Raw genomic sequence first — 25918 nt, 5'->3', positions numbered from 1 at the left:
ACCCGGTGAACGAGAACAAGCTGCGCGACTACCTCAAGCGCGTGACGGCCGACCTCCGGCGCGCGAAGGCGCGGCTGCGGGAGGTCGAGGCCGGTGCCGGCTCCGGGGAACCGCTCGCGGTCGTCGCCATGGCCTGCCGCTACCCCGGCGGCGTGCGCAGCCCCGAGGACCTGTGGCGGCTGGTCGTCGACGGGGTGGACGCGATCACCCCGTTCCCCGCCGAACGCGGCTGGCCGGGCGGCGGCAGCGGCGGGTTCCTGGACGACGTCGCCGGGTTCGACGCGGACCTGTTCGGCATCTCGCCGCACGAGGCGCTCGCGATGGACCCGCAGCAGCGGCTGCTGCTGGAGACCACGTGGGAGGCGTTCGAACGCGCCGGGATCGACCCGACCTCGCTGCGGGGCAGCCGGACCGGCGTGTTCGCCGGCGTGATGTACCAGGACTACTCGGCCCGCCCGCTGGCCGTGCCCGATGAGGTGCGGCCCTACCTGGGCCAGGGCAACTCGGACAACATCGCGTCCGGGCGCGTCGCCTACGCGTTCGGCCTGGAGGGGCCGGCCGTCTCGATCGACACCGCCTGCTCGTCGTCGCTGGTCGCCGTCCACCTGGCCGGGCAGTCGCTGCGGTCGCGCGAGTGCGACCTGGCCCTGGCCGGCGGCGTCATGGTGATGTCGACCGACGCCGCGTTCGCCGAGATGGCCACCCAGGGCGGACTGGCCGCCGACGGCCGCTGCAAGTCGTTCTCCGCGTCCGCCGACGGCACCGGTTGGGGTGAGGGCGTCGGCCTGCTGCTGCTGGAACGCCTCTCCGACGCCCGCCGCAACGGGCACCCGGTGCTGGCCGTGATCCGCGGGTCCGCGGTGAACTCGGACGGTGCCAGCAGCCGCCTCACCGCGCCCAACGGGCCCGCGCAGCAGCGGCTGATCCGCGCCGCCCTGGCCGTCGCCGGCCTCGCGCCGTCCGAGGTGGACGTGGTCGAGGCGCACGGCACCGGCACCCCGCTGGGCGACCCGATCGAGGCGCAGGCGCTGCTGGCCACCTACGGCCGCGACCGGGAACGGCCGCTGCTGCTGGGCTCGCTGAAGTCGAACATCGCGCACACCCAGGCCGCGGCCGGCGTCGGCGGCGTGATCAAGTTGGTGCAGGCGATGCGGGCGGGCGTCGTGCCGCCGACCCTGCACGCCGACGTGCCGACGCCCGCGGTGGACTGGTCGGTGGGTGACGTGCGGCTGGTGACGGCGGCCGAGGAGTGGCCGGACACCGGCCGGCCGAGGCGGGCCGCCGTGTCGTCGTTCGGCGTGAGCGGCACCAACAGCCACGTCGTGCTCGAACAGGCGCCCGCCGAGGACGACGCCGAGGACGACGCCGAAGATGTCGCCGAGGAGACCGACCTCGCCGGTGCCCACGGGGCCGGCTCCCCGGTGGCGTGGGTGCTGTCCGGCCGCACCGAGGCCGCGCTGCGCGCGCAGGCCGGGCGGCTGGCGGACTTCCTCGCCGACCGGCCCGCGCGGCCCGCCGACGTCGCGCACTCGCTGGCCACCACCCGGGCCGCGCTGGAGCACCGCGCCGTGCTCGTCGGCACGGGGCTCGCCGAACTCCGGACCGCGCTGGCCGACCTGGCGGCCGGCTCGCCGTCCGCCGACGCCGTGCGCGGCGTGGTCGCCGGTGACCCGCCGGACGTCGTGTTCGCCTTCCCCGGGCAGGGCACCCAGTGGCCCGGCATGGCGCTCGACCTGCTCGACACCCACCCCGTGTTCCGCGACCGCCTGACGGCCTGCGCCGACGCGCTCGCCCCGCACGCGGACTGGTCGCTGACCGACGTGCTGGGCGACCCGGCCGCGCTGGAGCGGGTGGACGTCGTGCAGCCCGCCCTGTTCGCCGTCATGGTGTCGCTGGCCGCGCTGTGGGAGTCGTTCGGCGTCGTGCCGTCCGCCGTCCTCGGGCACTCGCAGGGCGAGATCGCCGCCGCCGTCGTCGCCGGCGCGCTGTCCCTGGAGGACGGCGCGCGGGTGGTCGCGCTGCGCAGCCGCGCGCTGCGCGTGCTCAGCGGCGCGGGCGGCATGATGTCCGTGGCGCTGCCCGCCGCGGAGGTGCGCGACGCGCTGCCCGCCGGCCTCGCCCTGGCCGCGGTGAACGGACCCTCGTCGGTCGTGGTCTCCGGCGACCCGGTGGCGCTGGCGGGGCTGCGCGACGAGCTGCACGGCCGGGGCGTGCGGGCGACCGTGCTGCCGGTGGACTACGCCTCGCACTCCGCGCACGTCGAGCGGATCGAGCGCGACCTGCTCGACGCGCTGGACGGCGTGGCCCCGACCTCCTCCGACGTCGCGTTCTACTCCTCGGTGACCGGCGGCCTGATCGACACCGCCGCCCTCGACGCCGCCTACTGGTACCGCAACCTGCGCGGCACGGTGGAGTTCGAGGCCGCGACCCGCGCCGCGGTGGCGGACGGGCACGGCGTGGTGCTGGAGGTCGGGCCGCACCCGGTGCTCACCTCGGCCGTCCAGGACACCGCGGGCGAGGTGGTGGCCCTGGGCTCGCTGCGCCGCGACGACGGCGGCCCGCGCCGCGTGCTCACCACGCTGGCCGAGCTGCACGCGGCGGGCGTGGCGGTGGACTGGGCGACGGCGCACGCCCCGCACGCGCCCCGCCGGGTCGAGCTGCCCACCTACGCCTTCCAGCGCCGCCGCTACTGGCTGGAGACCGCGCCCGCGACCGGTGACCTGCGCGCCGCCGGCCTGGCCCGCCCGGACCACCCGCTGCTCGGGGCCGTCGTGTCGGTCGCCGACGGCGACGGCGTGCTGTTCACCGGGCAGCTCGCCCGCCGCACCCACCCCTGGCTGGCCGACCACGTCGTCGGCGACACCGTGCCGCTGCCCGGCGCGGCGCTGCTGGAGCTGGCCGTCCGCGCCGGTGACCAGGTCGGGTGCGGCCGGGTGGAGGAGCTGACCCTGGAGTCGCCGCTGCTGCTGCCCGACGACGGCCCGGTGACGATCCAGGTGGCCGTGGGCGCGCCCGACGAGCGGGGACGACGCGCCCTGTCGGTGTTCGGCCGCACCGGCGACGACGACTGGACCCGCCACGCCGGCGGCGTCCTCGCCCCGGAACCCGCCGCACCGCCCCCCGTCGAGGAGGCGTGGCCGCCCGCCGGGGCCGAGCCGCTCGACGTGACCGGCCTGTACGACGATTTCGCGGCTGTCGGCTTCCACTACGGACCGGCCTTCCGCGGCCTGCGGGCGGCGTGGCGGCTGGGCGGGGACGTGCTCGCCGAGGTCGAGCTGCCCGAGGAGCACCGCGGCACGGCCGCCGCCTACGGCCTGCACCCGCTGCTGCTCGACGCCGCCCTGCACGCCTCGGGCGCCGGGTCGGCCCCGGCGGGCTGGCTGCCGTTCTCGTGGTCCGGCGCGGTGCTGCACGCCTCGGGGGCGACCGCCCTGCGGGTCCGGCTCACCCCGGCCGGGCCGCACGGCTTCGCGCTGGAGGCGCGGGACGACGCCGGCGCGCCCGTGCTGACCGTCGACGCGCTGCTGCTGCGACCGGCCCCGGCCGGTGGCCTGCGGACCGGCCGCGACCCGCTGCGCGACGCGTTGTTCCGCCTGGACTGGGTGCCGCTGCCCGACCCGTCCCCGGCCGGCGACTGGGCCGAGCTGCCGGACGTGGCGGCCGACGCGGTGCCGCCGCCCCTGGTGGTCGCCCGGCTCCCGCACCGGATCGGCCCGGTGGACCTACCCGCCCCGGCGGACCCGCTCGCCCCCGCGGCCCCGGCGGCCCCGGCTGGCTCGATGGCCGCCCGGCTCCCGCGCCCGATCGACCCCGCTGGTCCCGCCGACCTGGCCGACCCCGCCGATCCGGCGGCCCCGACCGACGTGGCGGCTGCCACGCACGAGGCTGTGCGCTCCACCCTCGACCTGCTCAAGCGCTGGCTGGCCGACGACCGCTTCCGCGGTTCCCGGCTCGTCCTCGTCACCCACCGCGCGGTCGCGGCCGGTCCCGACGAGGACGTGCTCGACCTGCCCGCCGCCGCCGCGCGCGGCCTCGTCCGGTCGGCGCAGTCCGAGCACCCCGACCGGTTCGGCCTGCTCGACACCGACGGGGACCCCGGGCCGGGGCTGGGCGCGTTCGGCTCCGGTGAGGACCAGGTCGTCGTGCGCGGGGGAGCGGTCCTCGTCCCGCGCCTGGCCCGGACCCCCGCCGGACCGCGCCCCGACTGGACGCCCGGGGGAGCGGTCCTGATCACCGGTGGCACCGGCGTGCTCGGCGGGCTCGTGGCCCGGCACCTGGTGACCGCGCACGGCGTCCGCCGCCTCGTGCTGGCCGGTCGTCGGGGCGGGGCCGCCGACCTGGTCGCCGAACTGGCGGCCCTCGGCGCGACCGCCACCGTCGTGGCCTGCGACGTCGCCGACCGGGCCGCGCTCGCCGCCCTGCTCGCCGAGCACCCGGTCACCGCCGTCGTGCACGCGGCCGGCGCGCTGGACGACGGCGTGGTCACCTCGCTGACCGCCGACCGGCTCGGCCCGGTGCTGCGGCCCAAGGTGGACGCCCTGGTGCACCTGGACGAGCTGACCCGCGACCTCGACCTGTCCGCGTTCGTGCTGTTCTCCTCGGGGGCCGGTCTGCTCGGCGGCCTGGGGCAGGGCGCCTACGCGGCGGCCAACGCGTTCCTCGACGCCTTCGCGCAGCACCGCCGGGCCCGCGGCCTGCCCGCGTCCTCGATCGCCTGGGGGCTGTGGGAGACCCGCACCGGCCTCACCGCGCACCTCGACGACGCCGACCTGCGGCGGGTCGCCGCGTCCGGCCTGCCGCCGCTGCCCACCGACCTGGGCCTCGCGCTGTTCGACGCGGCCGCGGACGCCGGACCCGCGTTCGTGGCCGCGCTGCCGGTGGACCTCGCCGCGCTGCGCGACCAGCCGGTCGCGCCGCTGCTGCGGAACCTGGTCCGCGCGCCCGTGCGCCGTCCCCGCGCCGCCCTGGCCGGGGCCGAGGAGGGGTTGGCGCGCGAGCTGGCGGCGCTGCCGCCCGACCGGCGGGTGCGGCTGCTCACCGACACCCTGCGCGGGCACGTCGCCGCCGTCCTCGGGCACGGCTCGGCGGCCGACGTCGACCCCCGCCGCGCGTTCCGCGACCTGGGCTTCGACTCGCTGGCGGCGGTGTCGCTGCGCAACCGGCTGGGCGTCGCCACCGGCCTGCGGCTGCCCGCGACCCTGGTGTTCGACCACCCGTCCCCGGCGGAGCTGGCCGCGCACCTGCTCGCCCTGCTGTCCGACGCCCCCGCCGCCGCGCCGGTCGCGCCCGCGACCGCCCCGCGCCCCGTGGACGACGACCCGGTGGTCGTGGTGGCGATGGGCTGCCGCCTGCCCGGCGGCGCGGACGGCCCCGAGGAGTTCTGGCGGCTGCTGGTCGACGAGGTCGACGCTGTGTCGGGGTTCCCGCGCGACCGCGGCTGGGACGTCGACGGGCTCTACCACCCCGACCCCGACCACCCCGGCACCACCTACACGCGCGAGGGCGGGTTCCTCACCGCGCCCGCCGACTTCGACCCCGCGTTCTTCGGCATCTCCCCGCGCGAGGCCGTCGCCACCGACCCGCAGCACCGGCTGCTGCTGGAGGTCGTCTGGGAGGCGTTCGAACGCGGCGGCATCGACCCGGGGGAGTTGCGCGGCAGCGACACCGGCGTGTTCGCCGGCGTGATGTCCAACGACTACACCCTGCGCCTGGACCGCGTCCCGGAGGAGGCGGTGGACTTCGTCGGCATCGGCAACTCGCCCAGCGTCCTGTCCGGCCGCGTCTCCTACACCTTCGGCTTCCAGGGACCCGCGCTCACCGTGGACACGGCGTGCTCGTCGTCGCTGGTGGCGGTCCACCTCGCGGCGCGGTCCCTGCGCCAGGGCGAGTGCTCGCTCGCCGTGGCGGGCGGCGTCACGGTGATGTCCACGCCGCTGCTGTTCGTGGACTCCAGCCGCCAGCGCGGCCTGTCCCCGGACGGCCGGAGCAAGGCGTTCGCGGCGGCGGCCGACGGCGTCGGCATGTCCGAGGGCGCCGGCGTGGTGGTGCTGGAGCGCCTGTCCGACGCGCTGCGGCGCGGCCACCCGGTGCTGGCGGTGCTGCGCGGCAGCGCGGTCAACCAGGACGGCGCGTCCAACGGGCTGGCCGCGCCGAACGGGGCCGCGCAGCGCCGGGTCATCCGGCGGGCGCTGGCCGACGCGGGCCTGCGGCCGTCCGAGGTGGACGTCGTGGAGGCGCACGGCACCGGCACCCGGCTCGGCGACCCGATCGAGGCCCACGCTCTGCTCGCCACCTACGGGCAGGACCGCGACCGGCCGCTGTGGCTGGGGTCGGTGAAGTCCAACATCGGGCACGCCCAGGCCGCCGCCGGCGTCGCCGGGCTGATCAAGGCGGTGCTGGCCCTGCGGCACGGGACGCTGCCGCGCACCCTGCACGTGGACGCGCCCACCCCGGAGGTGGACTGGTCGTCCGGCGCGGTGGAACTGCTGACCGGGGCGCGCGAGTGGGCGCGGGACGGGCGGCCCCGCCGCGCCGCGGTGTCGTCGTTCGGCGTGAGCGGCACCAACGCGCACGTCATCGTCGAGGAGTTCCCCGAACCGGCGCGGCCCGCGACCCCCGCCGGCGGCCCGGCCGCGTGGCCGCTGTCCGCCCGCACCGCCGACGCCCTGCGCGCACGGGCGGCCGACCTGCGCGCGCACGTCGACGGGCACCCCGACCTGGCCCCGGCCGACATCGCGTTCACGCTCGCCGCCGGGCGCGCCGCGTTCGACCACCGGGCCGTGGTCGTCGGCGACCGGGACGACCTGCTGCGCGGCCTGGCCGCGCTCGCCGACGACCTGCCCGACCCGGCCGTCGTGACCGGTCGCGCGGGCCGCTCCGGGACCCGCCCGGTGTTCGTCTTCCCCGGCCAGGGCTCCGAGTGGGCCGGCATGGGCCGCGAGCTGGCCGCCGCGCACCCGGTGTTCGCGGCGCGGCTGCGCGAGTGCGACGAGGCGTTCCGCCCGCACACCGGCTGGTCGGTGCTCGACGTCCTGCACGGGGCGGACGGCGCGCCGGCGCTGGACCACACCACGGTGGTGCAGCCGGTGCTGTTCTCGGTGATGGTGTCGCTGGCCGCGCTGTGGCGCTCCTGCGGCGTCGAACCGGCCGCCGTCGTGGGCCACTCGCAGGGCGAGGTCGCCGCGGCCGTCGTGGCGGGCGCGCTGCCGCTGGCCGACGCGGCCCGGCTGCTCGTGCTGCGCAGCGAGCTGCTGGCCGGCGAACTGGTCGGCAAGGGCGTCATCGCCGTCGTCGCGCTGCCCGCCGACCGGGTGCGCGAGGACCTCGCGCCGTGGGGCGACCGGGTCGTCGTCTCCGGGGTCAACGGTCCGGGCGCGACCTCGGTCTCCGGGGAGACCGACGCCGTCACCGCCCTGGTCGCCGCCTGGCGGGCCGCCGGGGAACGGGCCCGCGTCGTGCCCGCCAGCGCCGCCACGCACAGCCCCCAGGTCGACCCGGTGCGGGGACCGCTGCTCGACGCCCTGTCCGGGCTGCGCCCCACCGACGGGGACGTCACCTTCTGCTCCGCGGTGACCGCCGGACCGCTCCCGGGCACCGCCCTGGACGCCGGGTACTGGTTCGAGAACGCCCGCCGGCCCGTCGACTTCGCCGGCGCGGTCCGGCGGCTGCTCGCCGACGGGCACGACCTGTTCGTCGAGTGCAGCCCGCACCCCGCGCTGGTCTCGGCGGTGGTCGAGATCGCCGAGGACGCCGGGGCCGAGGCCGTCGCCGTCGGCTCCCTGCGCCGCGACCGGGGCGGCCTCGACCGGTTCCTCGCCTCCGTGGCCGAGCTGCACGTGCGGCGCGGCCCGGTCGAGTGGGCGCGCGTGCTCGACCTCGCCGCCGCCCGCCGCGTCGAGCTGCCGACCTACCCCTTCCAGCGGCGGCGGTACTGGCTGGAGTCCGCCCGAGCCGCCGGCGACGTCCGGTCGGTAGGGCAGGCCGAGGCCGATCACCCGCTGCTCGGCGCGGTCGTCGCCCTGGCCGGGCAGGACGGCCTGCTGCTGACCGGGCGGCTGTCCACCGCCACCCACGGCTGGCTGGCCGACCACGCCCTCGGCGGCACCGCCCTGCTGCCCGGCACCGCGTTCCTGGAGCTGGCCGTCCGCGCGGGCGACCAGGTCGGCTGCGGCCGGGTGGAGGAGCTGGTGCTGGAGTCGCCGCTGCTGCTGCCCGAGCGCGGCGCCGTGGCGGTGCAGGTCGTCGTCGGCGCGCCGGACGGGACGGGCGCGCGCACCGTCGACGTGCACGCCCGCCCGGACGACGCGCCCGACTCCCCCTGGACCCGGTACGCCTCCGGCGTCCTGCTGCCCGACGCGCCCGCGCCCGCCACCGACCTCGGCGACTGGCCCCCGCCAGGGGCCGAGCCGGTGGACGTGGCCGCCCACTACGCGCGAGCCGAGGGCACCGACCACGCCTACGGCCCCGCGTTCCGGGGGCTGCGCGCGGCGTGGCGGTCCGGCGACGAGGTGTTCGCCGAGGTCGCGCTGCCCGACGACCTGGCCGGGGACGCGGGCGCGTTCGGCCTGCACCCCGCGCTGCTGGACGCCGCCGTGCAGGCCACCGCGTTCGGCGACTTCTTCGCCGGCGACGACCGGTTCCGGCTGCCGTTCTCCTGGTCCGGCGCGTCCCTGCACGCGGCGGGCGCGACCGGTCTGCGGGTGCGGGTCCGCGCCGCCGGGCCCGAGGCCGTCTCGCTGCACGCCGTGGACGCCTCCGGCGCGCCCGTCGTGTCCGTGGACTCCCTGGTGGCCCGGCCGTTCACCAGCCCGCTCAGCCCGCACGACGCCGTGCTGCGCGACGCGCTGTTCCGCGTCGAGTGGTCCGCGACCACCGCGACCACCGCGACCACGGCCGCCGTCGCGGTCGTCGGCGACGGCCTCACCGTGCCCGGCGCCCGCCGGCACGCCTCCCTCGCCGAGGCGGTGGACGCCGACGTCGTGCTGCTGGCCCCGACCACCGGGGACGTCCGCGCGCGGTTGGCGCACGTCCTCGACGCGCTCCGCGAGTGGCTGGCCGACGAGCGGTCCACCGCCTCCCGCCTGGTCGTGGTGACCCGCCGGGCCGTGGCCACCGACGTGGACGACGACGTGGACGTGGACGGCACCCCGGTGTGGGGCCTGGTCAGGTCGGCCCAGTCCGAGCACCCCGGCCGGTTCGGGCTGCTCGACGTGGACGGCGGCGAGGCGCCCGTCCCGGGCCCGGCGGAACCGCAGCTCGCGGTGCGCGGCGGCGTGCCGCTCGCGCCGCGCCTGGTCCGCGCCGCGACCGGCGGACGCCTGGTGCCGCCCGCCCGGCACCTGCCCTGGCGGGTCGGGCACACCGGCCGCGGCACGCTGGAGGGCCTGGCCGTGACCGCCCTGCCCGACGCGCCCCCGGCCGCCGGCGAGGTGCGGATCTCGGTGCGTGCGGCGGGCGTGAACTTCCGCGACGCCCTCAACGCGCTCGGCATGATGCCCGCCGGGGCCGCCGGCCCGCTCGGCGTGGAGGGCGCGGGCGTGGTCGTGGCGACCGGCCCCGGCGTCACCGACCTCGTGCCCGGCGACCGGGTGTTCGGCGTCTTCCACGCCTTCGGCACCACCGCCTCGGTGGACCGGCGGCTGGTCGCGCCGATGCCGGCCGACTGGTCGTTCGAGGAGGCCGCGACCGTGCCCGCGGTGTTCCTCACCGCCTACTGCGGCCTGGTGGACGTCGCCGGCCTGCGGGCGGGCGACTCGGTGCTCGTGCACGCCGCCGCGGGCGGTGTCGGCATGGCCGCCGTGCAGCTGGCCCGGCACCTCGGGGCCGAGGTGCACGGCACGGCGAGCCCGGCGAAGTGGCCCGCCACCGGCCTGGACGACGCGCACCTGGCGTCCTCGCGCACCCTGGACTTCGCACCGCGGTTCCTGGCCGCCACCGGCGGGCGCGGCGTCGACGTCGTGCTCAACGCCCTGGCCGGCGACTTCGTGGACGCCTCGCTGCGCCTGCTGCCGCGCGGCGGCCGGTTCGTCGAGCTGGGCATGACCGACGTGCGCGACCCCGCCGAGGTGGCGCGCGCCCACCCCGGCATCCGGTACCGGGGGTTCGCGCTGGGCGAGGCGGGCCCCGAGCGGACCCAGGAGGTGCTGCGGGAACTGCTCGCCCTGTTCGCGGCGGGCGCGCTGCGACCGCTGCCCCGGCGCGCCTGGCACGTCACCCGCCTGCCCGACGCGCTGCGGCACATCGGGCAGGCCCGGCACGTCGGCAAGGTCGCCGTGCGGCTGCCCCGCCCCTGGGACGCCGGCGGAACGGTGCTGATCACCGGCGCGACCGGCGCGCTCGCCGGGCACGTCGCCCGCCACCTGGTCGCCGGGCGCGGCGCGCGGCGCCTGCTGCTGCTCGCGCGCACCGCGTCCACCGCCACCGGCCTGCGCGACGAGCTGACCGCGCTCGGCGCGGACGTGGTGCTCGCCGACTGCGACGTGGCCGACCGGGACGCGCTGGCCCGCGTGCTCGCCGACGTGCCCGCCGAGCACCCGCTGACCGCCGTGGTGCACACCGCCGCCGTCCTCGACGACGCCCTCGTCACCGACCTCACCCCCGAGCGGCTGGACGTCGTCCTGCGCGCCAAGGTCGACGGCGCGCGGCACCTGCACGACCTCACCGCGCACCTGGACCTGGCGGCTTTCGTGCTGTTCTCCTCCGGGGCGTCGGTGTTCGGCAGCCCCGGGCAGGCCGGCTACGCGGCGGCCAACGCGTTCCTCGACGGCCTCGCCCAGCACCGCCGGGCCCGCGGCCTGCCCGCGTCCTCGATCGCCTGGGGCCCGTGGCGGGACAGCGGCGCGGGGTCCGCCCTCGACGACACCGCGATCGAGCGGATGCGCCGCTCCGGCGTCCGCGCCCTGCCCACCGCGGCCGGTCTCGCCCTGTTCGACGCCGCCGACTGCCTGGACGAGGCGCTCGTCGTCGCCGCCTCGCTGGACACCTCCGCCCGCGCGGACGCCGACGTGCCGCCCCTGCTGCGCGGGCTGGTCGCGGTGAAGCGCCGGCGCAGCGACGGCGGCGCGGACACCGACCTGCCCGCGTTCGCGCGCGGGCTCGCCGCGCTGACCACGCCGGAGGCCGACCGGCTGCTCACCGACCTGGTCCGGTCGAACGTCGCCGCCGTGCTCGGGCACGCCTCCGCCGACGCCGTGGCCGCCGACACGGCCTTCCGGGACCTGGGCGTCGACTCGCTGACGGCGGTGGAGCTGCGCAACCGGCTGGCCGCCGCGACCGGTCTGCGACTGCCCGCGACGCTGGTGTTCGACCACCCGTCGGCCGAGCGGCTCGCCACCCACCTGCGCGTCACCGCCCTGGGCACCGCCGCCCCGGGAGCGTCCGGGCGCACGGCCCCGCCGCTGGTCCGCGCCGCCACCGACGACGACCCGGTCGTCATCGTCGGCACCGGCTGCCGCCTCCCCGGCGGCGTGCGCACCCCCGACGACCTGTGGGACCTGCTGCACGCCGGCGCGGACGCGGTCGGCCCGCCGCCCCCCGACCGGGGCTGGGACCTCACCGCCCTCTACGCCGGCTCCGGCCTGGCGGCGGAGGACCGGGTCGCCGGGGGCGCGTTCCTGCACGGCGCGGGCGACTTCGACGCGGACTTCTTCGGCATCTCGCCGCGCGAGGCGCTGGTGATGGACCCGCAGCAGCGGTTGCTGCTGGAGACCTCGTGGGAGGCCCTGGAACGCGCCGGTATCGACCCGACCGGCCTGCGCGGCTCGGCCACCGGCGTGTTCGTCGGCCTGAGCAGCCACGACTACCTGATGCTGGTGGCCCGCTCGGACGAGGCCGCCTCCGGGTTCGTCGCCACCGGCAACTCCGGCAGCGTCGCGTCCGGCCGCATCGCGTACGCCCTGGGGTTGGAGGGCCCGGCGGTGACCGTGGACACGGCGTGCTCGTCGTCGCTGGTCGCGATGCACCTGGCGGCGCAGGCGCTGCGGTCCGGCGAGTGCTCGATGGCCATCGCCGGCGGCTCGACCGTGCTGGCCGCGCCCGACGGGCTGCTGGAGTTCGGCCGGCAGGGCGGCCTCGCCGCAGACGGCCGGAGCAAGGCGTTCAGCGACCGCGCGGACGGGTTCGGCGTCGCCGAGGGCGTCGGCGTGGTGCTGCTCGAACGGCTCTCCGACGCCCGGCGGCTCGGGCACCCCGTGCTGGCCGTCGTGCGCGGTTCGGCGGTGAACCAGGACGGCGCGTCCAACGGCCTGACCGCGCCCAACGGGCCGTCGCAGGAACGCGTGATCCGGCAGGCGCTGGCCGTCGCCGGCCTCGACCCGGCGGATGTGGACGCGGTGGAGGCGCACGGCACCGGCACCCGCCTGGGCGACCCGATCGAGGCCGGCGCGCTGCTGGCCACCTACGGCCGTGACCGCGAACGCCCGCTGTGGCTGGGGTCGCTCAAGTCGAACATCGGCCACACCCAGGCCGCCGCGGGCGTCGCGGGCGTGCTGAAGGTGGTGCTGGCGCTGCGGCACGGGGTGCTGCCGCGCACGTTGCACGTGGACGAGCCGACGTCCGAGGTGGACTGGTCGTCGGGTGCGGTGTCGCTGCTCGCCGAGCCGGTGCCGTGGCCGAGGTCGGCGCGACCCCGGCGCGCGGGCGTGTCGTCGTTCGGCATCAGCGGCACCAACGCGCACGTGGTGATCGAGGAACCGCCTGCCGCCGACGAGCCCGCCCTGCCGGCGGCCGGGGCGGTGCCGTGGGTGCTGTCCGCCCGAAGTGCGGACGGGCTGCGCGACCAGGCGCGGCTGCTGGCCGCCCGGGTGACGGGCTCCGACGACCTGAACCCGGCGGACGTCGGCTACTCGCTGGCGGTCGGGCGCGCGACGTTCACCCACCGGGCGGTGGTCGTCGGGCGCGACCGGGAGGAACTGGTGGCCGGGCTCGCGTCGATCGCCTCCGGTGGGTTCGGCGCGGGGGTGGCGAAACCCGATGGCCGGGTGGTGTTCGTGTTCCCGGGTCAGGGTTCGCAGTGGGTCGGGATGGGGCTCGGTCTGCTGGGGTCTTCGGTGGTGTTCGCGGAGCGAATGGCGGAGTGCGGGCGGGCTTTGGAGCCGTTCGTGGATTGGTCGTTGCGTGAGGCTCTGTCCGATGAGGGTTTGTTGGCTCGGGTTGACGTGGTGCAGCCGGTGTTGTGGGCCGTGATGGTGTCGTTGGCGCATGTGTGGCGTTCGGCCGGGGTTGAGCCTGCTGTTGTGGTGGGGCATTCGCAGGGTGAGATCGCGGCGGCGGTGGTGGCGGGTGCCCTGTCGCTTGAGGACGGTGCGCGGGTTGTCGCGTTGCGGAGTCGGGTGATCGGTCGGTTGGCGGGTCGTGGCGGGATGGTGTCGGTCGCGGCGTCGTTGGTCGAGGTCGAAGGGCTGCTCGGTCAAGGGTTGTCGGTTGCGGCGGTGAACGGGCCGGGGTCGGTGGTGGTGTCGGGTGAGTCCGCCGCCTTGGATGAGTTCGTTGCCCGTTGTGGGTTCAGTGTTCGGCGGATCGCGGTGGACTACGCGTCGCACTCGGTGGTGGTGGAGGAGATCCGCGAGGAATTGGCTGAGCTGTTGGACGGTGTGACGCCGTTGACGCCCACGGTCCCGTGGCGTTCGACGGTGGCGGACGAGGTCGTGGCGGACGCTGACTACTGGTACCGCAACCTGCGGGAGCGGGTTCAGCTCGACCGGGTGGTCACGGGGTTGGTCGAGGACGGGTTCGGGGTGTTCGTCGAGCCGAGTCCGCATCCGGTGTTGGTGCCGGGTATCGAGGAGACGGCGTTCGGGTTGGGGCGGGAGGTGGTGGTCACCGGGACGTTGCGGCGCGACGACGGCGGCCGGGAGCGGTTGCTGGAGGCCGCCGCGCGGGTCTGGGTCAACGGCGTCCACGTCGACTGGGCGAACGTGATCGGCGGCGGTGAACGGGTCGAGTTGCCGACCTACCCGTTCCGGCGCGAGCACTTCTGGCTGGCACCGCAGCACCGGGACCGGACCGGGTCCGTGATCGACCGGTGGCGCTACCGCGTGGCGTGGCGGCCCCTGACCGCGCGACCGGCCGCGCGCGCCACCGGCACGTGGCTGGTCGTCGTGCCCGCCGGGTGCCGGGAGCCGTGGGTGGACGGCGTGCACGTCGCCCTCACCGGCATCGGGGCCACCCCGGCCACGGTGGAGGTGCCCGCCGACGTCGACCGGGCCGGGCTCGCCGCCCTCCTGACCGCCGACACCCCCGTGACCGGCGTGCTCTCCCTGCTCGCCCTGGCCGGCGGGCGGCACCCCGGGCACCCGGCGCTGCCGTCCGGGCTCGCGCTGACCACCGTCCTGCTCCAAGCGGTGCTGGACGCCGGGCTCGACGGCCCGGTGTGGTCGCTCACCGGGGACGCCGAGACCGACCCGGCGTCCGCCGCCGTCTGGGGGCTCGGTCGGGTCGCCGCGCTCGAACACCCCCGCCACTGGGGCGGCCTGGTCGAGCTGCCCGGGACGTGCGACGACCGCACGGCCGCGTTCCTCGGCCAGGCGCTCACCGCGGGCGGCGGCGAGGACCAGTTGGCCGTGCGCGACTCGGGCGTGCTGGTCCGCCGCCTGGTGCGCGCGTCGGCCGCGCCGTCGCCGGAGCGGCGGACGTGGCGGCCCACGGGCACGGTGCTCGTCACCGGCGGCACGGGCGCGGTCGGCCCGCACGTCGTGCGCCTGCTCGCCGAGGCCGGTGCGGAGCACGTCGTGCTGCCCAGCCGGCGCGGCACGGTCCCCGACCTCGACCTGCCGGGCGTGCGCGTCACCGCCGTCGCCTGCGACGTCGCCGACCCGGTGGCGGTCGCCGCGCTGGTGCGGGGGCTGGCCGACGCGGGCACGCCGGTCCGCGCCGTCGTGCACGCCGCCGCCGCCATGGAACTCGGGTCGCTGGCCGACACCTCGCTCGGCGACCTCGCGCGCGTCTTCGACGCCAAGGCCAGGGGTGCCGAGCACCTCGCGGACGCCCTCGCCGACACCGACCTGGACGCCTTCGTGCTGTTCTCCTCCATCGCGGGCGTGTGGGGGAGCGGCGACCACGGCGCGTACGCCGCCGCCAACGCCTACCTGGACGCCTTCGCGCACCGCCGCCGTGCCCGGGGGCAGGTCGCGACCTCCATCGCGTGGGGCGTGTGGGACTCGCCCGGCTTCACCGACGACGTCGTGCTGCCCGGCGGCCTGGACCTCGCGCGCCTGCGCCGCCGGGGCCTGCCGTTCCTCGACCCCGCCGTGGCCGTCGACGCGCTGCGGCGGTGCCTGGACGACGACGAGACCGCCGTGGCCGTCGCCGACGTGGACTGGCCGCGGTTCGTGGACGTGTTCACCTCCGCCCGCTGGTTCCCGCTGTTCTCCGAGATCCCCGAGGTGGCGGCCGGGCGCGCCGACGAGCCGGCGGCGGAGACCCCCGACCTGGTCCGCCGCCTGGCCGCGCTGGACGCCGCCGGGGCCGAGCGGGCGCTGCGGGACGTCGTGCGCGCCCAGGCCGCCGAGGTGCTCGGCCACGCCGACGACGACCTCGACCCCACCCGCGCGTTCCGCGACCTCGGGTTCGAGTCGCTGACCGCCGTGGACCTGCGCAACCGGCTCAACGCCCTCACCGGGCTGCGGCTGCCCGCCGCCGTGGTGTTCGACCACCCCACGGTGACCGACCTGGCCCGCCACCTGCGCGAACTGCTGCGCGGCGACCCGTCCGCGCCCACCCCGCCGGTGGTGGTCCGGGCCGACCCGGACGAACCGATCGCCATCGTCGGCGTCAGCGGCCGGTTCCCCGGCGGCATCCGCACCCCCGACGACCTGTGGACCGTGCTGGCCGAGGGGCGCGACGTCATCACCGACTGGCCCGACGACCGGGGGTGGGCGCTCGACGGGCTCTACGACCCCGACCCCGCCGTGCCCGGCAAGTCCTACGCGCGCCGCGGCGGGTTCCTCACCGGGTCGGGTGACTTCGACGCGGACTTCTTCGGCATCTCGCCGCGCGAGGCGTTGGCGATGGACCCGCAGCAGCGGTTGCTGCTGGAGACCTCGTGGGAGGCGTTCGAGAACGCGGGCATCGACCCGGTGACCTACCGGGGCACGCGGACCGGCGTGTTCGTCGGCTGCGCGGTCAACGGCTACACCCCGCGACCGGGCGACACGTCCGGCGTCGTGGACGGCCACTCGGTGACCGGCGGCTCCGGCAGCGTCGCGTCCGGCCGCATCGCGTACGCGCTGGGGTTGGAGGGCCCGGCGGTGACGGTGGACACGGCGTGTTCGTCGTCGCTGGTCGCGATGCACCTGGCGGCGCAGGCGCTGCGGTCCGGCGAGTGCTCGATGGCGCTCGCCGGCGGTGTGACGGTCATGGCGAACCTCGCCGGGTTCGTGGGCTTCAGCCAGCAGCGCGGCCTGGCCGCGGACGGCCGGTGCAAGCCGTTCGCGCAGGCCGCGGACGGCATGAGCATGTCCGAGGGAGCCGGCGTGGTGCTGCTCGAACGGCTCTCCGAAGCCCGGCGGCTCGGGCATCCCGTGCTGGCCGTCGTGCGCGGTTCGGCGGTCAACTCCGACGGCGCGTCCAACGGGCTCACCGCGCCCAACGGTCTCGCGCAGCGCCGGGTGATCGGTCAGGCGCTGGCCGCCGCCGGGCTCACCGCCGACGACGTGGACGCGGTCGAGGCGCACGGCACCGGCACCCGGCTCGGCGACCCGATCGAGGCGGACGCGATCCTCGCCGCCTACGGACGTGACCGCGAACGGCCGCTGTGGCTGGGATCGGTCAAGTCGAACATCGGCCACGCCCAGACGGCGGCCGGCGTGGCCGGTGTGCTGAAGGTGGTGCTGGCGCTGCGGCACGGGGTGCTGCCGCGCACGTTGCACGTGGACGAGCCGACGTCCGAGGTGGACTGGTCGTCGGGTGCGGTGTCGCTGCTCACCGAGCCGGTGCCGTGGCCGAGGTCCGACCGGCCCCGCCGTGCCGGGGTCTCCGCGTTCGGCATCAGCGGCACCAACGCCCACCTGATCATCGAGGAGGCACCGGTCGAGGGGGCACCGGTCGCGGAGCCCGTCGCCGTGCCGGAACCCGGCGTGGTGCCGTGGGTGCTGTCGGGCAGGACCGCCCCGGCGCTGCGGGCGCAGGCCGTCCGCCTGGCCGACGTCGGGGACGCGCGTCCGGCGGACGTCGGGCTGTCGCTGGCGGGTCGGTCGGCGTTCGCGCACCGGGCGGTGGTGGTCGGGCGTGGGCGGGACGAGCTGCTGGCCGGTCTCGCCGCCGTGGCCGCCGGTGACCCCGGTGTGGTGAGCGGGGTGGCGAAGTCGGACGGTCGGGTGGTGTTCGTGTTCCCGGGTCAGGGTTCGCAGTGGGTCGGGATGGGTGTGGAGTTGTTGGGTTCGTCGGTGGTGTTCGCGGAGCGGATGGCCGAGTGCGAGCGGGCTCTATCGCCGTTCGTGGATTGGTCGTTGGGTGAGGCCCTGTCCGATGAGGGTTTGTTGGCTCGGGTCGATGTGGTGCAGCCGGTGTTGTGGGCGGTGATGGTGTCGTTGGCGCATGTGTGGCGTTCGGCCGGGGTTGAGCCGTCGGTGGTGGTGGGTCATTCGCAGGGGGAGATCGCGGCGGCGGTGGTGGCGGGTGCCCTGTCGCTTGAGGACGGTGCGCGGGTTGTCGCGTTGCGGAGCAAGGTGATCGGCCGGTTGGCGGGTCGTGGCGGGATGGTGTCGGTCGCGGCGTCGCTGGCCGAGGTCGAAGGGCTGCTCGGTCAAGGGTTGTCGGTCGCGGCGGTGAACGGGCCGGAATCGGTGGTCGTGTCGGGCGAGTCCGCCGCGTTGGAGGACTTCGTCGCGCGGTGCGGGTTGCGGGTGCGCCGGATCGCGGTGGACTACGCGTCGCATTCGGTGGTGGTGGAGGAGATCCGTGAGGAGTTGGCGGAACTCCTGCGGGGTGTGACGCCGTTGACGCCCGCGGTCCCGTGGCGTTCGACGGTGGCGGACGAGGCCGTGGCGGACGCCGATTACTGGTATCGGAATTTGCGGGAGCGGGTTCAGCTCGACCGGGTGGTCACGGGGTTGGTCGAGGACGGGTTCGGGGTGTTCGTCGAGCCGAGTCCGCATCCGGTGTTGGTGCCGGGTATCGAGGAGACGGCGTTCGGGTTGGGGCGGGAGGTGGTGGTCACCGGGACGTTGCGGCGCGACGACGGCGGCCCGGACCGGCTGCTCGACGCGTTCGCCCGCGCCTGGGTGAACGGTGTGGCCGTGGACTGGGCGACCCTGACCGGCGGCACCCGCGTGGAGCTGCCCACCTACCCGTTCCAGCACGAGCGGTACTGGCCCGATGGTCCCGTGACGACCGGAACGGGTGACGTGACCGGTGCCGGGCTGCTCGACGTGGCACACCCGCTGCTCGGCGCGGCGGTGTCCCTGGCCGGTGGTGACGCGCACCTGTTCACCGGGCGGCTGTCCCTGGCCGCTCAACCGTGGCTCGCCGACCACCGGCTGCTGGGCCGGGTCGTCGTGCCCGGTGCGGCGCTGGCGGAGATCGCGGTCCGCGTCGGCGACGAGGTCGGGTGCCCCCACGTCGAGGAGTTGACCCTCGAAGCACCCGTGGTCGTCCCCGAGTCCGGCGCGCTCACCCTCCAGGTCCGGGTGGACGGACCCGGACCGGACGGCGTCCGGCAGGCGCGGCTGTACTCGCGGACCGGCGACGACGCGCCGTGGCAACCGCACGCCACCTGCGTGCTGACCCGGGACGAACCGCCGCTGCCGGACGAGTACCGCGCGCTGGCGGGGGAGTGGCCGCCGGCCGGGGCGGTCGCGGTGGACACCGGGCGGCTGTACGAGGACTTCGCCGCCGCCGGGTACGACTACGGGCCGGTGTTCCGCGGCCTCACGGCGGCCTGGCGGCGGGGTGACGAGGTGTTCGCCGAGGTCGCCCTGCCCGCCGAGCACCACGCGCGGGCCGCCGCGTTCGGCGTCCACCCGGCGTTGCTGGACGCCGCGCTGCACGCGTCCTGGCTGGAGTCGGCCGGGACCGGCGCGGTGGCCATGCCGTTCTCCTGGACCGGTCTGCGGCTGCACTCGGTCGCCGCGACGTCGGTGCGGGTGCGGCTCGCGCCCTCGGGCTCGGGCGGCACGCGGGTCCTGCTGGCCGACCCGGGCGGTGCACCGGTCGCCTCGGTGGACTCCCTGGTGGCCCGGCCGCTGCCCGACCAGGCGACCGCCCGCGTCGCCGACGCCCTGTTCGTGCTCGACTGGGCGGAGGTGCCGCCCGCGCCGTCCGCCGTCGAACCGGTGGTGTTCCGCGTCGAACCGGTCGGGGGTGGGAGCGGTGACGCCGTGCGGGTGGCCGTGCGGCGCGCGCTGGCGGCCGTCCGGGCGCGGTTGGAGCGGGACGGGACCGACGACCGGCCCCTCGTCGTGGTGACCGGGAGGGCCGTCGGCGTCGACGACGAGGACGTGCTCGACCTGCCGGGAGCCGCCGTCTGGGGTCTCGTCCGCACCGCGCAGGCCGAGCACCCCGGCCGGTTCGTGCTGGTCGACACCGACGACCGGCCCGCATCGGACGCCGTCCTCGACGCCGCGGCGGCCACCGGGGAACCCCAGGTCGTGCTGCGCGACGGCACGGTCCGCGTGCCCCGGTTGGCCCGCGCGGGCGGGGTCACCGGCACGCCGTGGACCCCGGACGGCACGGTGTTGGTCACGGGAGCGGGCGGGGTGCTGGGCGGCGCGGTCTGCCGGCACCTGGTGACCGCGCACGGCGTGCGCAGCCTGCTGCTCCTCGGCCGGGAGGGCGCGGCCGGCCCGGAGAACCGGGCGCTGGTGGACGACCTCGTCGCCCTGGGCGTCGAGGTGGTGTTCGCCGCGTGCGACGTCGCCGACCGGCGCGCGCTGGCCGAGGCCATCGGCGACCGCCACCTGACGGGCGTCGTGCACTGCGCGGGCGTGATCGACGACGCGCCGGTCACCGCCCTCACCGACGCGCAGGTCGACCGGGTGCTGCGGCCCAAGGTGGACGGCGCGCTGAACCTGCACGAGCTGGTCGGCGACGTGCCGCTGTTCGCGCTGTTCTCCTCGGCGTCCGGCACCACCGGTTCGCCGGGGCAGGCCGGGTACACGGCGGCCAACGCGTTCCTCGACGCCCTCGCCCGGCGGCGGCGTGCGCTGGGGCTCGCCGCGCAGTCGTTCGGCTGGGGCCTGTGGGCGCGGCGCGGCGCGATGACCGGCGGCCTCGACGCGGCGCGGGTGGCGCGCGGTCGCCGTGACGGCGTCGGCGAGCTGTCCGACGCGGACGGGCTCGCCCTGTTCGACGCCGTGCTCGCCCGACCCGACCGGGCACTGCTGCTGCCCGTGCGGATCGACCTGGCCGGCGTCCGGCCCGGTGAGGAGCCGCCGTTGCTGCGCGGGCTCGTCCGCGCCCGGCGGACCCGGCGGACCGCCGGGTCCGTCGCGGACGGCGACCTCCGCCACCGGCTCGCCGCGCTCGACCCCGAGGGTGCCGGGGCGCTGCTGGACGAGCTGGTGCGGACGCACGTGGCGGCCGTGCTCGGGCACGCCGGACCGGGCTCGGTCGACCCCGACCGGGCGTTCGGCGAGACCGGGTTCGACTCGATCACCGCCGTGGAGCTGCGCAACCGGCTCGGTGCGGCGACCGGGCTGCGGCTGCCACCGACGCTGGTGTTCGACCACCCGACGCCCGCCGCGGTGGCCGCGCACCTCGCCGACCGGCTCGCCCCGGCCGACACCCCCACCCCAGTGCCCGACGTCGGCGACGGCGCGATGAGCGACCGCGCCGTCCGGGACCTGCTCGGCGCGGTGCCGGTGGACCGCCTGCGGGAGTCCGGGTTGCTGGACCGCCTGCTGCGGCTCGCCGCGCCCACCACGTCCGCACCCGTGCCCGTGTCCGTACCGGTGCCCGGCGGTCCGCGCGACCTCAGCGGGCTCGACGCCGACGAACTGGTCCGGATGGCCCTGGGCGGTCCCGGCTCGCCCACCGACGACAAGTGACGGAGCGACACATGGCCGGCTCGACCGACGTCATCGTCGAGGCACTGCGGAAGTCGTTGCAGGACAACGAGGACCTCCGCGCGGAGAACCGGGCGCTGACCGAGGCCGCGCACGCCCCGGTGGCCGTCGTCGCCGCCGCGTGCCGGCTGCCCGGCGGCATCGACAGCCCCGAGGCGCTGTGGCGGCTGCTGGCGGCGGGCGACGAGACCACCGGGCCGCTGCCCACCGACCGCGGACGCCCGGTGCACGACCACCTCCGGGGCGGGTTCCTGCGCGACGCCGGGCACTTCGACGCCGGGTTCTTCGGCATCTCCCCGCGCGAGGCGCTGGCGATGGACCCGCAGCAGCGGCTGCTGCTGGAGGTGTCGTGGGAGGCGTTCGAGCGGGCCGGCCTGACCCTGCCCGCGCTCAAGGGCAGCCGCACCGGCGTCTACGCGGGCGTGATGGGTACCCACTACGCCCACCCGTCGGCCTACGACCTGCCCGAGGGCGTGGCGAACTTCGTCACCGCCGGCACCCAGGTCAACGTGGCGTCCGGGCGCCTGGCCTACGTGTTCGGCCTGGAGGGGCCGACCGTCACGGTGGACACGGCGTGCTCGTCGTCGCTGGTCGCGCTGCACCTCGCCGTCCGGGCCCTGCGAGCGGGGGAGTGCGACCTGGCGCTGGCCGCGGGCGCGACCGTGCTGCCCGACCCGGCCGCGTACCTGCTGGCCGCGTCGGCGGCGGGCGCGCTCGCCCCGGACGGCCGCTGCAAGTCGTTCGCCGCGGGCGCGGACGGCACCGCGTTCAGCGAGGGTGTGGTGGTGCTGCTGGTCGAACGGCTGGCCGACGCCGTGCGCAACGGGCACCCGGTGCTGGCGGTCGTGCGCGGTTCGGCGGTCAACTCCGACGGCGCGTCGAACGGGTTGAGCGCGCCCAACGGCCCGTCGCAGCAGCGGGTCATCGCGGGCGCGCTGGCCGATGCCCGGCTCCGGCCGTCCGACGTGGACGTCGTGGAGGCGCACGGTACGGGGACCGTGCTGGGCGATCCGATCGAGGCTCAGGCCGTGCTGGCGGCCTACGGCCAGGACCGCGCCGCGCCGCTGTGGTTCGGTTCGCTGAAGTCCAACATCGGCCACACCCAGGCCGCCGCGGGCGCGGCGGGCGTGCTGAAGCTGCTGCTGGCGCTGCGGCACGAGACCGTGCCGCCGACCCTGCACGTGGACGAGCCCACGCCGCGGGTCGACTGGACGGCGGGCGCGGTCGAACTGCTCACCGCGAGCCGCCCGTGGCCGAGGGGCGACCGCCCGCGCCGGGGAGCGGTCTCGTCGTTCGGGGCGAGCGGCACCAACGCCCACGTGGTCCTGGAAGAGCCGCCGCCCGAAGCCGCCGCAGAGCCGGGCCCGCGCCCGACCGCCGTGCCCTGGCTGCTGTCCTCCCGCACCGAACGCGGTCTAGCCGCCCAAGCCGCCCACCTCGCCGCCCACCTCGCCCCCGCCAACTCGGCCGCCCTCGCCACCACCGCTCTCGCCACCACCGCCGGCCCGGCCGCCGCCCCCGCCGATCCCGCCACCACCTCTACCGCCTACCTCGCTGCCCCTGCCCCGGCTGCCCCCGCCGCCACCACCGCCGATCCGGCCGCCGCCATCGACCCCGCCGCCATCGACCCTGCTGCCATCGACCCCGCCGATGTCGGGCACACCCTCGCCCTCCGCCGGACCCACTTCGAGCACCGTGCCGCCGTGTTCGGGGACGACCGGGTCGGCGCGCTCGACGCCCTGGCGCGCGGCACCCGTGCCGCCGGCCTCGTCACCGGCCGCGCGCGTCGGGCCGGCCGCACCGTGTTCGTCTTCCCCGGCCAGGGCTCGCAGTGGGCCGGCATGGGGGCCGACCTGCTCGCCTCGTCACCCGTGTTCGCCCGCCGCCTGGCCGAGTGCGAGGCCGCGTTCGCACCCCACCTGGACTGGTCGCCGACCGAGGCCCTGCGCGACGCCCGCCCCCTCGACACCGACGCCGTCGTCCAGCCCGTCCTGTTCGCCGTCATGGTGTCGCTGGCCGAGGTGTGGCGCGCGCACGGGCTGCGGCCGGCCGCCGTGGTCGGGCACTCGCAGGGCGAGATCGCCGCCGCCTGCGTCGCCGGGGCGCTGACCCTGGAGGACGCGGCGCTCGTCGTCGCCCGACGCGGGCGCGTGCTGGCCGCGCTGACCGGGTTGGAGGGGATGCTCTCGGTGTCCGCGTCGCCGGACGAGGTGGGCCGCCGCCTGGTCGACCGGCCCGCGCTGTCCCTCGCCGCCCTCAACGGCCCCCGGGCCGTCGCCGTCTCCGGGCCGCTGGGCGACCTGGAGGAGCTGGCCGCCGCGCTCACCGCCGACGGCGTCCGCACCCGCCGCGTCCCGATCGGCTACGCCTCGCACTCGCCGCAGGTGGACCAGGCCCGGGACCGGCTGCTGGACGCCCTGGCCGGCATCCGGCCGCGCCCGCCGCGCGTCCCGTTGCGCTCCACCGCGACCGGGCGGTGGGTGCGCGACGCCGACCTGACCCCCGCCTACTGGTTCGCCAACGCCCGCCGCCCGGTGGACTTCCTGGGCGCGGTGCGCGACCTGCTCGGCTCCGGGCACCGCGTGTTCGTCGAGTGCAGCCCGCACCCGCTGCTGGTGCCCGCCGTGCTCGACACCGCCGAGGACGCAGCCGAGAACGCAACTGAGGACACCGCCGGAAACGCCGGCGAGCACACCGCCGAGGACGTCGTGGTGGTCGGCTCGCTGCGCCGCGGCGACGGCGGCGCGGACCGCATGACCCGCTCCCTGACCGAGGCCCACGTGCGGGGCGTGCCAGTGGACTGGGCGCCGGTGTTCGCGGGCGCCCGCCCCGTCCCGCTGCCCACCTACGCCTTCCAGCGGGAGCGGTACTGGCTCGGACCGGCCGCGACCGGACCCGCCGACCTCGCCTCCGCCGGGCTGCGCCCCGCCCCGCACCCGCTGCTCGGCGCGCTGGTCGAGCTGGCCGGCGGCGGCACCGTGCTCACCGGCGTCCTGTCCCCGGCCACCCGGCCGTGGCTGGCGGAGCACGTCCTGGGCACCACCGCCGTGCTGCCCGGGGCGGCGTTCGTCGACCTGGCCCTCCACGCGGGCGGCGGCCTGGAGGAGCTGACCGTCCACGCGCCGCTGGTGCTCCCGCCGTCCGCGGCGGTGACCGTCCAGGTCAGGGTGGGCGCGCCGGACGGCGACGGCCTGCGCGAGGTCTCGGTCCACTCCCGCCACGCCGCGGCCGAGTGGACCCGGCACGCCACCGGCACCCTCTCCGCCGGCACCCTCTCCGCCGGCACCCTCTCCGCCGGCACCCTCTCCGCCGGCACCCTCTCCGCCGGCACCCTCTCCGCCGGCACCCTCTCCGCCGGCACCCTCTCCGCAGGCACCCTCTCCGCAGGCACCCTCTCCGCAGGCACCCTCTCCGCCGACCCCCGACCCGTCCCGGACGGCACGGGCGAGTGGCCGCCCGCCGGGGCCGAGCCGATCGACCTGACCGGGCGCTACGAGGACTTCGCCGCCCTCGGCGTGCACTACGGCACCGCCTTCCGCGGCCTGCGCGCGGCGTGGCGCGTCGACGACGACGTGCTCGCGGAGGTCGTGCTGCCCGGTGGCGACGCCGCCGGGTTCGGCGTCCACCCGGCCCTGCTCGACGCCGCCCTGCAGACAGTCGGCCTGCTCCCGCCGGGCGCGGTGCCGGTGGGCGGGCTCCCCTTCGCGTTCGGCGGCGTCACCGTGCACCGGTCGGGCGCGACCGCGCTGCGCGTGCGCACCCGCCCCACCGGCACGCCCGGCGAGGTGGCGGTCGAGGCCGTCGACCCCGCCGGCCACCCGGTGCTCACCGTCGAGTCCCTGGTGGTCCGCGCCGCCGCGACACCCGCGCCGGACTCGCTGTTCCGCCTGTCGTGGCCGCCGGTCCCCGCGCCCACCGCCCCCGACCGGCCGCACGTCGACCTCGCCGCGCTCGACCGGGACGGACCCGCGCCCGACGTCGTGCTGCTGTCCCTGGTCGACCGGCCGGCCCCGGACCGGTCAACCACCGACCGGCCCGGGGACGACACCCGCCGCACCGTGCACGCCGCGCAGGACGCCCTGCGCGACTGGCTCGCCGACGAACGCCTCGACCAGGCCACCCTCGTGGTCCTCACCCGCCGCGCCGTCGCCGCCGACCCCGACGAGGACGTGCCGGACCTGGCCGCCGCCGCGGTGTGGGGACTCGTGCGGGCCGCGCAGTCCGAGCACCCCGGCAGGTTCGTGCTCCTCGACGTGGACGACCCGCACCGGCCGCCGGTCGCCGCCGCCCTCGCCACCGGCGAACCGCAGCTCGCCGCCCGCGCCGGCGTGCTGCGCGCCCCCCGGCTCACCCGGGCCGCCGCCCCGACCGGCCCGCCACCCGTCCTCGACCCGCACGGCACCGTGCTCGTCACCGGCGGCACGGGGGCGCTCGGCGCGCACGTCGCCCGGCACCTGGTCACCGCGCACGGCGTCACCCGCCTCCTGCTCGTCGGCCGGCGCGGCGGGGCGGACGCGCTGCGCGCCGAGCTGACCGGGCTGGGCGCGCACGTCGACGTCGCCGCCTGCGACGTGGCCGACCGCGACGCGCTCACCGCGCTGCTCGCCGACGTCCCCGCCGCGCACCCGCTGACCGCCGTCGTGCACGCCGCCGGCGTGGTGGCCGACGGCCTCGTCGAGGACGCCGACCACGACCGCGCCGACCTCGTGCTCCGGCCCAAGGTCGACGCCGCGCTGCACCTGCACGAGGCGACCCGCGACGCCGACCTGGCCGCGTTCGTGCTGTTCTCCTCGGCCGCCGGGGTGTTCGGCAGCCCCGGTCAGGGCGCCTACGCGGCGGCCAACGCGTTCCTCGACGCGCTCGCCCACCACCGCCGCGCCACCGGCCTGCCCGCCCAGTCGCTCGCCTGGGGCACCTGG

The 25918-nt window shown here is 77.4% G+C and carries 1 protein-coding gene and 1 pseudogene; both read left to right on the top strand.

Annotated elements, in window-relative coordinates:
• Positions 1–5: 5 nt before the first annotated feature.
• Positions 6–20981 (top strand): SDR family NAD(P)-dependent oxidoreductase, encoded by a 20976-nt coding sequence (locus tag ACRAKJ_RS21885; RefSeq protein WP_438923755.1) that lies wholly within the window; start codon positions 6–8, stop codon positions 20979–20981.
• Positions 20978–25918, top strand: a pseudogene (locus tag ACRAKJ_RS21880) (type I polyketide synthase); the annotation flags it as partial. The gene ACRAKJ_RS21885 and the pseudogene ACRAKJ_RS21880, both read left to right, overlap by 4 nt.

Source organism: Saccharothrix sp. DSM 118769 (assembly GCF_052936295.1).
The sequence above is the reverse complement of the archived record's forward strand: the minus strand, read 5'-3'. Positions and strand labels throughout refer to the sequence as shown.